Source organism: Citrobacter sp. Cpo091, from assembly GCF_030332645.1.
Taxonomy (GTDB): domain Bacteria; phylum Pseudomonadota; class Gammaproteobacteria; order Enterobacterales; family Enterobacteriaceae; genus Citrobacter; species Citrobacter portucalensis.
Genome location: NZ_JAOWHL010000028.1, coordinates 353711 through 366388 on the forward strand (window position 1 = coordinate 353711; position 12678 = coordinate 366388).

12 protein-coding genes are annotated in these 12678 nt (G+C 50.4%); 10 read left to right on the forward strand and 2 right to left on the reverse strand.

Features of this window, described 5'->3' with window-relative positions; translation table 11 throughout:
* Positions 1 to 375 precede the first annotated feature (375 nt).
* From topA to acnA, 5 genes are all read left to right on the forward strand, one after another.
* Positions 376 to 2973 carry a type I DNA topoisomerase gene (gene topA / locus OGY04_RS05195; RefSeq protein WP_003833325.1) on the forward strand — a complete coding sequence of 866 codons (2598 nt, stop codon included), beginning with the start codon at positions 376 to 378 and terminating at the stop codon, positions 2971 to 2973.
* Positions 2974 to 3181: 208 nt separating this feature from the next.
* Positions 3182 to 4156: an HTH-type transcriptional regulator CysB gene (gene cysB, locus OGY04_RS05200; RefSeq protein WP_003020610.1), complete on the forward strand. Its 975-nt coding sequence runs from the start codon at positions 3182 to 3184 to the stop codon at positions 4154 to 4156.
* A 311-nt stretch (positions 4157 to 4467) separates the two neighbouring features.
* Positions 4468 to 4608, forward strand: coding sequence for a YmiA family putative membrane protein (locus OGY04_RS05205; protein ID WP_213732144.1), 141 nt, complete (start codon positions 4468 to 4470; stop codon positions 4606 to 4608).
* 2 nt (positions 4609 to 4610) lie between these two features.
* Positions 4611 to 4781, forward strand: coding sequence for a YciX family protein (locus OGY04_RS05210; RefSeq protein ID WP_165755481.1), 171 nt, complete (start codon positions 4611 to 4613; stop codon positions 4779 to 4781).
* Positions 4782 to 5089: 308 nt separating this feature from the next.
* Positions 5090 to 7765: an aconitate hydratase AcnA gene (gene acnA, locus OGY04_RS05215; protein ID WP_286584890.1), complete on the forward strand. Its 2676-nt coding sequence runs from the start codon at positions 5090 to 5092 to the stop codon at positions 7763 to 7765.
* A 49-nt stretch (positions 7766 to 7814) separates the two neighbouring features.
* Here the strand turns inward: acnA and ribA are convergent, their stop codons facing one another.
* Positions 7815 to 8405, reverse strand: coding sequence for a GTP cyclohydrolase II (gene ribA / locus OGY04_RS05220; protein WP_003020601.1), 591 nt, complete (start codon positions 8403 to 8405; stop codon positions 7815 to 7817).
* Between the two features lie 201 nt (positions 8406 to 8606).
* On the opposite strand from ribA, the gene pgpB reads away from it, so the two are divergent.
* From pgpB to yciH, 5 genes are all read left to right on the forward strand, one after another.
* A complete protein-coding gene (gene pgpB / locus OGY04_RS05225; RefSeq protein WP_286584892.1) occupies positions 8607 to 9371 on the forward strand; it encodes a phosphatidylglycerophosphatase B in 765 nt (254 codons plus the stop codon).
* A gap of 149 nt (positions 9372 to 9520) precedes the next feature.
* The gene (locus OGY04_RS05230; RefSeq protein ID WP_003020595.1) at positions 9521 to 9829 is read left to right on the forward strand and encodes a LapA family protein; all 309 of its coding nucleotides are present in this window, start codon (positions 9521 to 9523) and stop codon (positions 9827 to 9829) included.
* 6 nt (positions 9830 to 9835) lie between these two features.
* Positions 9836 to 11005: a lipopolysaccharide assembly protein LapB gene (gene lapB, locus OGY04_RS05235; RefSeq protein ID WP_008784929.1), complete on the forward strand. Its 1170-nt coding sequence runs from the start codon at positions 9836 to 9838 to the stop codon at positions 11003 to 11005.
* A 190-nt stretch (positions 11006 to 11195) separates the two neighbouring features.
* Positions 11196 to 11933: an orotidine-5'-phosphate decarboxylase gene (gene pyrF / locus OGY04_RS05240; protein WP_286585157.1), complete on the forward strand. Its 738-nt coding sequence runs from the start codon at positions 11196 to 11198 to the stop codon at positions 11931 to 11933.
* Positions 11934 to 12260 (forward strand): stress response translation initiation inhibitor YciH, encoded by a 327-nt coding sequence (gene yciH / locus OGY04_RS05245; protein ID WP_003833315.1) that lies wholly within the window; start codon positions 11934 to 11936, stop codon positions 12258 to 12260. It abuts the gene before it with no gap.
* Between the two features lie 91 nt (positions 12261 to 12351).
* Here yciH and osmB read toward each other — a convergent pair whose 3' ends face one another.
* Positions 12352 to 12570, reverse strand: a complete 219-nt coding sequence (gene osmB / locus OGY04_RS05250; protein WP_003020583.1) for an osmotically-inducible lipoprotein OsmB — start codon at positions 12568 to 12570, stop codon at positions 12352 to 12354.
* Positions 12571 to 12678: the final 108 nt, after the last annotated feature.

The following is a 12678-nucleotide window of genomic DNA, read 5'->3' on the forward strand; positions in this document are numbered from 1 at the left end:
TTAGTCTACGCTGAGCCCGCCTTATGGGCAAATATTCCCTGACATAAATGAAGGTTTTACGACAGTGTTACAACTGGCGAGATTTGTTTTTGCATGCTAATAAAGTTGCGTAACGCATTTTATCAGGTACAGTGTGACGCTTTCGTCAATCTGGCAACAGATTTGCTTGACATTCGACCAATACTTCGTCGTGCTAGAGCGTTTGTGAGAAAAAAAGCCTGTTAACTCAGTTACATGAGAGTTACATTACAAGCGCGAAACAGTTTAAGGGGTTGATATCCGCCGACGCAGAGACCATATCGATGTCTCGTCGCCAGTGGAAGGTGAATCAACGTGCGACGCATTCTGGAAGAATCAAATTAGGTAAAGGTGAATATGGGTAAAGCTCTTGTCATCGTTGAGTCCCCGGCAAAAGCCAAAACGATCAACAAGTATCTGGGTAATGACTACGTGGTGAAATCCAGCGTCGGTCATATCCGTGATTTGCCGACCAGTGGCTCAGCAACTAAAAAGAGCGCCGACTCAACCTCCACCAAAACGGCTAAAAAGCCCAAAAAGGATGAACGTGGCGCTCTCGTCAACCGTATGGGTGTTGACCCGTGGCACAACTGGGATGCGCGCTATGAAGTGCTGCCTGGTAAAGAGAAAGTTGTTTCTGAACTGAAGCAACTGGCTGAAAAAGCCGACCACATCTATCTCGCAACCGACCTTGACCGCGAAGGGGAAGCCATTGCATGGCACCTGCGGGAAGTCATCGGTGGCGACGACACCCGCTACAGCCGCGTGGTGTTTAACGAAATTACCAAAAATGCTATTCGCCAGGCGTTTGAAAAACCGGGCGAGTTGAACATCGATCGTGTTAATGCGCAACAGGCGCGCCGCTTTATGGACCGTGTTGTGGGCTATATGGTGTCGCCACTGCTGTGGAAAAAAATTGCGCGTGGTCTGTCTGCCGGTCGCGTACAGTCTGTGGCTGTGCGTCTGGTGGTTGAGCGTGAACGCGAAATCAAAGCATTTGTTCCAGAAGAGTTCTGGGAAATTGATGCTAACACGACCACGCCGGGCGGTGACGCGTTGCCGCTTGAGGTGACGCATCAAAATGATAAACCGTTCCGTCCTGTAAATCGGGAACAAACGCTTGCCGCGGTTAGCCTGTTGGAAAAAGCGCGCTATAGCGTCCTGGAACGTGAAGATAAACCGACCAGCAGCAAGCCGAGCGCACCGTTCATTACCTCCACGCTACAGCAGGCTGCGAGCACGCGTCTGGGCTTTGGTGTGAAGAAAACCATGATGATGGCGCAGCGCTTGTATGAAGCGGGTTACATCACTTACATGCGTACTGACTCAACCAACCTGAGCCAGGATGCTGTCACCATGGTTCGCGATTACATCAGTGATAATTTTGGCAAAAAATATTTGCCGGAGAGCGCGAACCAGTACGCCAGCAAAGAGAACTCGCAGGAAGCACACGAAGCTATCCGTCCTTCCGATGTCGCCGTACTGGCGGAGTCGCTGAAAGATATGGAAGCCGATGCGCAAAAACTGTATCAGCTGATCTGGCGCCAGTTTGTTGCTTGTCAGATGACGCCAGCGAAATATGACTCTACCACCCTGACCGTGGGTGCGGGTGATTTCCGTCTGAAAGCGCGTGGTCGTATTCTGCGCTTCGATGGTTGGACCAAAGTGATGCCAGCGCTGCGTAAGGGCGATGAAGATCGCATCTTACCGGCGGTGGACAAAGGCGATACCTTGACGCTTATCGAGCTGACACCTGCGCAGCATTTCACCAAGCCGCCTGCGCGCTTCAGTGAAGCTTCGCTGGTTAAAGAGCTTGAAAAGCGTGGCATTGGTCGTCCATCCACCTATGCGTCGATCATCTCTACGATTCAGGATCGCGGTTATGTTCGCGTTGAAAACCGTCGCTTCTACGCTGAAAAAATGGGTGAAATCGTCACCGATCGTCTGGAAGAAAACTTCCGCGAGCTGATGAACTACGATTTTACCGCGCAGATGGAAGACAGCCTCGACCAGGTGGCGAATCACGAAGCCGAATGGAAGGGCGTACTCGACAACTTCTTCACTGATTTTACTCAGCAGTTAGATAAAGCCGAGAAAGATCCTGAAGAAGGCGGTATGCGTCCGAACCAGATGGTGCTGACCAGCATTGATTGCCCGACCTGCGGACGCAAGATGGGTATTCGTACCGCCAGTACCGGCGTTTTCCTTGGTTGCTCCGGCTACGCACTTTCCCCGAAAGAGCGTTGCAAAACCACCATTAACCTGGTGCCGGAAAACGAAGTATTGAACGTGCTGGAAGGCGATGACGCTGAAACGAACGCATTGCGCGCCAAACGCCGCTGCCAGAAGTGCGGTACGGCAATGGACAGTTATCTCATCGATCCTAAGCGTAAATTGCATGTGTGTGGTAATAACCCAACCTGCGACGGCTACGAGATCGAAGAGGGTGAATTCCGTATCAAGGGTTATGACGGTCCTATCGTAGAGTGCGAAAAATGTGGTTCTGAGATGCACCTGAAAATGGGACGTTTCGGCAAGTACATGGCGTGTACTAACGACGAGTGTAAAAACACCCGTAAGATCCTGCGTAACGGTGAAGTTGCTCCGCCGAAAGAAGATCCGGTTCCGCTGCCGGAACTGCCGTGTGAAAAATCTGACGCGTATTTCGTGTTACGTGATGGTGCTGCAGGTATCTTCCTGGCGGCCAATACGTTCCCGAAATCACGTGAGACTCGTGCGCCGTTGGTGGAAGAGTTGTACCGCTTCCGCGATCGCCTGCCGGAAAAACTGCGTTATCTGGCAGATGCGCCGCAAACAGACCCGGATGGTAACAAGTCTATGGTTCGTTTCAGCCGTAAAACCAAGCAGCAATACGTTGCCGCTGAGAAAGACGGTAAGGCGACTGGCTGGTCCGCGTTCTTCGTTGACGGTAAATGGGTAGAAGGGAAGAAATAACAGCGTTACGGCTGAATTTCTCCTCAAAGGGTCGCGTAAGCGGCCCTTTTTGTTTCTGGCATATTATTTTTTGTCATACCTATACAGCGTACATATAAATGATATAGTGGTTATAGTTAACAGACTTTTTATTATTAAATCGTATTAGCAGCGCCCACGAGCCTGCACTGAAACGATGATTTGATGGCGCGAATCGGGATGGCATAACATGAAATTACAGCAGCTTCGCTACATTGTTGAGGTGGTGAACCACAACCTTAATGTCTCCTCAACGGCGGAAGGGCTTTATACCTCTCAGCCCGGTATCAGTAAGCAAGTTCGTATGCTGGAAGATGAACTTGGCATCCAGATTTTCGCCCGTAGCGGTAAGCATCTGACCCAGGTTACGCCTGCGGGGCAGGAAGTTATCCGTATTGCGCGCGAAGTACTGTCTAAGGTAGATGCTATTAAGTCCGTTGCTGGCGAACATACCTGGCCGGATAAAGGCTCGCTGTATATCGCCACCACGCACACCCAGGCACGTTACGCTTTGCCGAACGTGATTAAAGGTTTTATTGAGCGATATCCTCGTGTTTCATTGCATATGCATCAGGGATCGCCGACGCAAATTGCCGAAGCCGTCTCGAAAGGGAATGCGGATTTTGCCATCGCGACGGAAGCCCTGCATCTGTATGACGATCTGGTGATGTTACCTTGTTACCACTGGAACCGTTCGATTGTCGTCACGCCGGATCATCCGTTGGCGGGAAAATCCTCGGTTTCTATTGAGGAACTGGCACAGTATCCACTGGTGACCTACACCTTTGGATTTACCGGGCGTTCGGAGCTGGACACCGCGTTTAACCGTGCGGGTCTGGAGCCGCGTATTGTTTTTACCGCGACCGATGCCGATGTTATTAAAACCTATGTCCGTCTGGGTCTCGGCGTGGGTGTAATTGCCAGTATGGCGGTTGATCCTGTTTCCGATCCTGACCTGGTACGTGTGGATGCGCACGATATCTTCAGCCATAGCACCACCAAAATTGGTTTTCGTCGCAGCACCTTCTTACGTAGTTACATGTATGATTTCATTCAACGTTTCGCGCCGCATCTGACGCGTGATGTGGTGGACACGGCGGTGGCGCTGCGTTCCAACGATGATATTGAAGCCATGTTTAAAGATATTAAATTGCCTGAGAAATAATAACGGTTGTTACCTCGTCGGTATCTGTAAGCATAAAGTGATACCGACGGGGGAGTCTGAATTCATTATTTCTCCTCCTATATATTAACCATATATTATTTATGGAAAAAGTTCTCTAAAGTAGTTTCAAATTAGTCAGCTTGCCAAAAATCACGCTCAAATATTCATAATTGATCAAACAATTGATTTATTTATCAGATCGAGTCCGAAAATTAACTGGCTTTTTTTTGCCTTTTTTATTAGGATTCCTCCTATCTGATGATTAATTGTACCAATTGTTTGGTGCCTAAATGATAAGTGATTTCGATAGTATGAGGTTAGCGATGCCTTCAGGAAACCAGCCTGCACGCCGGGATCCCGCGATGAAACGTAAAGCCTGGTTCGCCGTGTTTCTTGGCTCTGCGATATTCTGGATTATTGTCGCACTCGTGGCCTGGAACGTGTGGGGGTAAGTATGTCCGCACCGGAGCAGCACTCTACCGTGACGCCAGCGTCTCATGACCATGAGCAAGAGAGCAAAACCGTCGCCGAGAAGGAGCCAAAGATACCCGAATCCTGGAATCTTTCTCCTGAACAACGGGCGTTTATTGATCTGTTAACCGGTGATGATGAACAGAAACAATAATTCGTACGTATTTTATAATAATAACGATTACCTCGTGGCCTTAAATATCGAATTGTTTATCCCATGTATTCACCATCAGCCACCTAATCAACGTATTATCGATTGCGCTATTGCCTGCTGAATATTCATCCTATTAATCTACACGGCTAGACCTTCTTCCCTACCATTGACCTCACTTCGCGCTTTTGTATCGCGCGCTACTTTTATCAATTTGAGTTGTTATCAAAGCGTTACATTTTGTTTGTGTTATCTTTAATACTAACCCTGAGGAAATCAGGGGATCCAACCCTGTCATTTAAGGAGGAGCTATGTCGTCGACCCTACGAGAAGCCAGTAAGGACACATTGCAGGTTAAAGATAAAACCTACCGCTACTACAGTTTACCTCTGGCCGCTAAATCACTGGGTGATATCACCCTACTACCCAAATCGCTGAAAGTGTTACTGGAAAACCTTATTCGTTGGCAGGATGGTAATTCCGTAACCGAAGATGATATTCATGCGCTCGCGCATTGGCTGAAGACTGCCCATGCCGATCGTGAAATTGCCTATCGACCCGCTCGTGTTCTGATGCAGGATTTTACCGGCGTGCCGGCGGTGGTCGATCTGGCCGCTATGCGCGAAGCGGTGAAACGTTTGGGCGGAGATACAGCAAAAGTGAATCCGCTTTCGCCAGTGGACCTTGTCATTGACCACTCGGTAACGGTGGACCGTTTTGGTGATGATGATGCTTTCGAAGAAAACGTACGCCTGGAAATGGAACGTAACCATGAGCGTTATGTGTTCCTGAAATGGGGACAGCAGGCATTTAGTCGCTTCAGCGTTGTGCCACCGGGAACGGGGATTTGCCACCAGGTTAACCTTGAATACCTCGGCAAAGCCGTCTGGAGCGAGTTACAGGACGGTGAGTGGGTGGCTTACCCTGACACGTTGGTCGGAACCGATTCCCATACGACAATGATTAATGGTCTCGGTGTGCTGGGATGGGGCGTTGGGGGCATTGAGGCCGAAGCAGCAATGCTGGGTCAACCCGTCTCTATGCTTATCCCGGATGTTGTGGGCTTTAAACTGGTGGGCAAGCTGCGGGAAGGTATCACCGCGACTGACCTGGTTCTGACCGTCACCCAGATGCTGCGTAAGCACGGCGTGGTCGGTAAATTTGTTGAATTCTACGGTGATGGCCTGGACACCTTACCGCTGGCCGACCGGGCAACAATTGCGAATATGTCACCGGAATACGGCGCAACCTGCGGTTTCTTCCCGATCGATAGCATCACTCTTGAATATATGCGTCTGAGTGGGCGCAGTGAGGAGCAGGTTGAGCTGGTCAGCGCCTATGCCAAAGCGCAGGGAATGTGGCGTAATCCTGGGGATGAACCCGTATTTACCAGTTCACTGGAGCTGGATATGGGCAGTGTAGAAGCTAGCCTTGCCGGACCGAAGCGTCCGCAGGATCGGGTGGCACTGGCTGATGTCCCGAAAGCGTTTTCGGCGAGTAATGAACTCGAAGTGAACAGCTCGCTGAAAGATCGCCAGCCAGTGGACTATACAATGAACGGTCACCAGTACCAGCTGCCGGATGGTGCTGTGGTTATTGCAGCGATCACTTCCTGTACCAACACCTCTAACCCAAGCGTATTGATGGCGGCGGGGCTGCTGGCGAAAAAAGCTGTGACGCTTGGTCTGAAACGTCAGCCGTGGGTGAAAGCCTCGCTGGCGCCAGGATCGAAGGTGGTGTCTGATTATCTGGCGCAGGCAGGGTTCACGCCATACCTTGATGAGCTGGGATTTAACCTTGTAGGTTATGGCTGTACCACCTGTATCGGTAACTCGGGTCCGTTACCCGATCCTATCGAGACAGCTATCAAAAAAGGCGACCTCACCGTTGGTGCTGTGCTTTCCGGCAACCGAAACTTTGAGGGGCGTATCCATCCGCTCGTGAAGACCAACTGGTTGGCGTCTCCGCCGCTGGTGGTGGCCTATGCGCTGGCGGGGAATATGAATATCAATCTGACGAAAGATCCGTTAGGGCATGACAGAAAGGGCGATCCCGTATATCTGAAAGATATCTGGCCGACGGCTCAGGAAATTGCCCGTGCCGTGGAGCAGGTCTCTACCGCCATGTTCCATAAAGAGTATGCTGAAGTGTTTGAAGGCACGCCGGAATGGAAAGCAATCCAGGTAGATCGGGCTGATACCTATGGCTGGCAGTCTGACTCAACCTATATCCGCTTGTCGCCGTTCTTTGATGGTATGCAGGCGACGCCGGATCCGGTCCAGGACATTCACGGCGCGCGTATCCTTGCAATGCTTGGAGATTCCGTCACCACTGACCATATTTCTCCTGCAGGTAGTATTAAGCCGGACAGCCCGGCGGGGCGTTATCTGCAAAGCCACGGCGTAGAGCGTAAAGATTTTAACTCCTACGGTTCGCGGCGCGGGAATCATGAAGTAATGATGCGCGGTACCTTTGCCAATATTCGTATTCGCAATGAGATGGTACCTGGCGTGGAAGGTGGGATGACGCGTCATTTGCCGGGAACTGAGGTAGTGGCTATCTATGATGCGGCTATGCAATATCAACAGGAGAATATTCCCCTGGCTGTTATTGCCGGGAAAGAGTATGGCTCTGGCTCCAGTCGCGACTGGGCGGCAAAAGGCCCGCGCTTGCTGGGGGTTCGCGTGGTTATCGCTGAATCCTTTGAGCGAATTCACCGTTCTAACCTGATTGGTATGGGGATTTTGCCGCTGGAATTCCCACAGGGCGTCACGCGTAAAACGCTGGGACTAACCGGTGAGGAAACGATCGATATTACGGATCTGCAAAACATCAAACCGGGTGCAACAGTGCCGGTGAGTATGGTTCGCTCAGATGGACGTAAAGAAGTTGTTTTATGCCGCTGCCGTATCGATACCGCGACGGAGCTAACGTACTACCAAAACGATGGCATTCTGCACTACGTGATTCGTAATATGTTGAGCTAGAATGTAAAAAGCCTGCGAGAGCAGGCTTTTTTATCGACGGTAACAACTATTACTTGCCCAGCAAATGTCCCATCTTGGCGGCTTTGGTGTCCAGGTAATGTTCATTGTTCGGGTTACGACCCACAATCAGCGGCACGCGTTCAACAATGTTGATTCCCGCTTCGGTCAGAATTTCCACTTTTTTCGGGTTATTGGTCAGCAAACGAACTTCGTCCACACCAAGCAGCTTGAACATATCCGCACACAGCGTGAAATCACGCTCATCTGCCGCAAAGCCCAACTGATGGTTAGCTTCAACGGTATCATAACCCTGGTCCTGCAACGCGTAGGCGCGGATTTTATTGAGCAGGCCGATATTGCGTCCTTCCTGACGATGATAAAGCAGGATACCGCGCCCTTCTTCAGCAATATGGGTGAGAGCCGCTTCGAGCTGGAAACCGCAATCGCAACGCAGGCTAAACAATGCATCGCCAGTCAGACATTCGGAGTGGACACGCGCCAGGACAGGCGTTTGGCCAGTGATATCGCCAAAAACCAGTGCGACGTGATCGTGTCCGGTTGCCAGTTCTTCAAATCCCACCATCAGGAAATCACCCCAGGGGGTTGGCAGTTTGGCTTCTGCCACACGTTTAAGCTGCATGTAATTCTCCAGATTATGCTGGCACTGTCGTGCCGTCGCCTGTTGGCTTCTGTTCTATATTGCACTATTTTGCCATAAGGCAACGATGTTCACCTAATCGCGACAACGGATTCGCTTTTGGAATGGCACAAAATTGTCAATTTCCCCGGCATGCGCTTTTTTCAGTTATGATTGTGAGACTTATCGACGAAAGGAGAGGCAATGCTGTCAATTGCAAAGCGCACTGCGGTCGGGGCCGGGCTGCTACTTATTATGCCGGTTGCCGTATGGGTATCGGGCTGGAGCTGGCAGCCGGGACATAACGTTTGGTGGCTAAAATCTCTGTACTGGATAACGGAAACGGTGACCCAGCCGTGGGGTATTATCACTCACGTTGTTCTCTGTGCATGGTTTCTGTGGTGTCTGCGTTTTCGTCTGAAAGCTGCGGTAATGCTGTTTGCGATCCTGGCTGCGGCAATTTTAGTCGGTCAGGGCGTGAAGTCCTGGGTTAAAGACAGGGTGCAGGAACCTCGGCCCTTTGTCGTTTGGCTGGAAAAAACGCACCATATTCCGGTTGATGAGTTCTACACTTTAAAACGTAAAGATCGTGGTCACTTAGTTAAAGAGCAATTGACCGAACAACAGGATATTCCGACGTTTCTACGTAAGCACTGGCAAAAAGAAACAGGGTTTGCCTTTCCGTCAGGGCATACGATGTTTGCCGCCAGTTGGGCTTTACTTGCAGTAGGACTGTTATGGCCACGCCGACGTACGCTGACGATTGTGTTTTTACTTATCTGGGCTACGGGTGTTATGGGGAGTCGCTTGCTATTAGGCATGCACTGGCCCCGTGATTTGGTCGTTGCAACGCTGATTTCATGGTTGCTGGTAACACTGGCGACATGGCTTGCGCAGCGGGTATGCGGACCATTAACGCCGCCTGTGCAGGAAGAAAAAGAAATCGCTCAGCGTGAACAAGAAAGTTAGCCATGATTGATTTTTCGAATTTTGCCCTTAAATCAGAAAGGGGAAAGCGCTTTTCCGTTTCGCACTCGTTGTGAAAATGGTAATTTAAAGGGCTCAACGCGGTAAGTTGTACACGATTTATTCGCTCAAACCACATAACGGGAAGTAATGTGAAATATTTACTCATTTTCTTACTGGTGTTGGCGATTTTTGTTATTTCGGTGACATTAGGTGCGCAAAACGATCAACAGGTTACGTTTAATTACCTGCTGGCTCAGGGCGAGTATCGTATCTCTACGCTGCTTGCTGTATTGTTTGCCGCAGGTTTCGCGATTGGTTGGTTAATTTGCGGCCTTTTCTGGCTGAAGGTTCGTGTGTCTCTTGCGCGCGCCGAACGTAAAATCAAACGACTGGAAAACCAGCTTACGCCTGCGACCGACGTTGCGGTTTCTGCCGATTCGTCGGTTGTGAAGGAATAATTATTTATGTTGGAGTTGTTGTTTCTGCTTTTGCCTGTAGCCGCTGCCTATGGGTGGTATATGGGTCGCAGAAGTGCGCAACAAACCAAGCAGGATGAAGCTAACCGTCTTTCCCGTGACTATGTCGCCGGGGTTAACTTCCTCCTGAGCAACCAACAAGACAAAGCGGTGGATCTGTTCCTCGATATGCTAAAAGAGGATACGGGCACCGTTGAGGCTCATCTCACCCTCGGAAACCTGTTTCGCTCGCGCGGTGAAGTCGACCGTGCAATCCGCATCCATCAAACGTTAATGGAAAGTGCTTCGCTGACCTACGAGCAGCGTTTGTTGGCCGTACAACAGCTGGGGCGCGACTACATGGCCGCAGGTCTGTACGACCGCGCGGAAGACATGTTTAATCAGCTTACCGATGAAACAGATTTTCGCGTCGGTGCATTACAGCAACTGCTGCAAATTTATCAGGCGACCAGCGAATGGCAGAAAGCGATTGATGTTGCAGAACGCCTGGTGAAGCTCGGTAAAGATAAACAACGTATCGAGATAGCTCACTTCTACTGCGAACTGGCCTTACAGCAGATGGGCAGCGACGATATGGATCGCGCCATGACGCTGTTGAAAAAAGGGGCTGCGGCAGACAAAAACAGTGCACGGGTTTCCATCATGATGGGCCGTGTGTACATGGTGAAAGGCGATTACGCGAAGGCCGTTGAAAGTCTGCAACGCGTGATTTCTCAGGATAAAGAACTGGTCAGCGAAACGCTGGAAATGCTGCAAAGCTGCTACCAGCATCTGGGGAAAAACGATGAGTGGGCCGAGTTTTTACGTCGGGCCGTTGAGGAGAATACTGGCGCCGCCGCAGAGCTGATGCTGGCCGATATTCTTGAAGCGCGTGAGGGGACTGATACCGCTCAGGTTTATATTACCCGCCAGCTACAACGCCATCCTACGATGCGCGTATTCCACAAGTTGATGGATTACCATCTTAACGAAGCAGAAGAAGGGCGCGCGAAAGAGAGCCTGATGGTTCTGCGTGATATGGTCGGGGAGCAGGTGCGCAGCAAGCCTCGGTATCGTTGCCAGAAGTGCGGATTTACCGCATATACACTGTATTGGCACTGTCCATCCTGTCGCTCATGGTCAACCATTAAGCCTATTCGCGGACTTGATGGGCTGTAATTTTTAAAAAAACTTCACTTTAGTTACAACATACTAATGATGTGTAACCAATCCATCCTCAACCTCCGTTGCCAAATTCGCCTGGCAGAAATGTAATCGCGCCTGTTAATTTTCTATTGCCGCAGGTAGAATGCACGCCGTTTACCCATTTTGCGCCGCCGATGGCGCCCATCCTCAGGAAGGTCTGGTCATGACGTTTACTGCTTCATCTTTTTCTCGTGCTGTTACTGATTCTCCTGTCGTTGTCGCTCTCGATTATTCCAATCGTGATAAAGCATTAGCTTTTGTCGACAGAATTGATCCTCGTGATTGCCGTTTGAAAGTGGGCAAAGAGATGTTCACGCTTTTTGGACCTCAGTTGGTTCGCGATTTACAACAGCGTGGCTTTGACGTTTTTCTTGATTTGAAATTTCATGATATTCCCAATACTACCGCGCATGCCGTTGCGGCGGCGGCTGAGCTTGGCGTGTGGATGGTTAACGTTCATGCTTCAGGTGGGGCGCGTATGATGACCGCCGCACGTGAAGCCCTGGTGCCTTTTGGCAAGGATGCGCCGCTGCTGATTGCAGTAACAGTTCTGACCAGTATGGAAGCCAGCGATCTTGCCGACCTTGGCGTGACGTTGTCACCTGCGGAGCATGCGGAAAGGCTGGCGCGTTTAACCCAACATTGTGGTTTGGATGGCGTCGTATGCTCCGCGCAGGAAGCAGTGCGATTCAAGCAGGCATTTGGCCAGGCATTTAAACTGGTTACGCCGGGTATTCGCCCTGAAGGTAGCGAGGCAGGCGACCAGCGTCGCATTATGACGCCGAAACAGGCACAGTCAGCTGGCGTGGATTATATGGTTATTGGTCGTCCGGTCACACAGTCGGCAGATCCGGCTCAGACGCTGAAGATGATCAATGCCTCCCTGAAACGAGGTGCGTAAATGAACGACTCAAATTCTCGTCTGGTCTACTCAACTGACACCGGGCGTATTGATGAACCGAAAGCCGTCCCAGAGCGTCCCAAAGGCGACGGCATTGTCCGTATCCAGCGACAGACCAGTGGCCGCAAAGGTAAGGGCGTGTGCCTGATTACTGGAATAGATCAGGACGATGCTGAACTGACCAAATTAGCTGCGGAACTGAAGAAAAAATGTGGTTGCGGCGGGGCAGTGAAGGATGGCGTGATTGAGATACAGGGTGATAAACGCGACCTGATTAAATCGCTGCTGGAAGCCAAAGGAATGAAAGTTAAATTGGCTGGCGGTTAATAAAAAAAGCCACGGAATTTTTCCGTGGCTTTTTAATAATACAGACCTGAAAAAGTAAACGTATTATTATATCGAGCCGTTTAACCGTAAATTATTTACCCACCTGGTGGCCAATAATACCACCTACTGCAGCACCACCCAGCGTGCCCAGCGTGCTGCCGTCAGTCAGGACTGCACCACCGATTGCACCAGCACCAGCACCAATTGCGGTGTTACGGTCACGTTTGGACCAGTTAGAGCAGGCACTCAGCGACATTGCCAGAGTAATTGCCAAAATGGCAGCGGTCATTTTTTTGCTCGTTACTAACATAATACTTTCTCCTGAATTATTGATTCACGGAATCCAGTGTTCTTTAAGAATAGCGCTAAATTTAGGCTAACGAAGATATTTCCGTGAAACCGTTTAGCGAAGGCATGA

Coding starts and splice junctions, on each gene's coding strand:
- acnA (WP_286584890.1), top strand. CDS start 5,090: ATGTCGTCGACCCTACGAGAAGCCAGTAAGGACACATTGCAGGTTAAA.
- ribA (WP_003020601.1), bottom strand. CDS start 8,405: ATGCAGCTTAAACGTGTGGCAGAAGCCAAACTGCCAACCCCCTGGGGT.
- pyrF (WP_286585157.1), top strand. CDS start 11,196: ATGACGTTTACTGCTTCATCTTTTTCTCGTGCTGTTACTGATTCTCCT.
- pgpB (WP_286584892.1), top strand. CDS start 8,607: ATGCTGTCAATTGCAAAGCGCACTGCGGTCGGGGCCGGGCTGCTACTT.
- OGY04_RS05210 (WP_165755481.1), top strand. CDS start 4,611: ATGTCCGCACCGGAGCAGCACTCTACCGTGACGCCAGCGTCTCATGAC.
- OGY04_RS05205 (WP_213732144.1), top strand. CDS start 4,468: ATGAGGTTAGCGATGCCTTCAGGAAACCAGCCTGCACGCCGGGATCCC.
- lapB (WP_008784929.1), top strand. CDS start 9,836: ATGTTGGAGTTGTTGTTTCTGCTTTTGCCTGTAGCCGCTGCCTATGGG.
- cysB (WP_003020610.1), top strand. CDS start 3,182: ATGAAATTACAGCAGCTTCGCTACATTGTTGAGGTGGTGAACCACAAC.
- yciH (WP_003833315.1), top strand. CDS start 11,934: ATGAACGACTCAAATTCTCGTCTGGTCTACTCAACTGACACCGGGCGT.
- topA (WP_003833325.1), top strand. CDS start 376: ATGGGTAAAGCTCTTGTCATCGTTGAGTCCCCGGCAAAAGCCAAAACG.
- osmB (WP_003020583.1), bottom strand. CDS start 12,570: ATGTTAGTAACGAGCAAAAAAATGACCGCTGCCATTTTGGCAATTACT.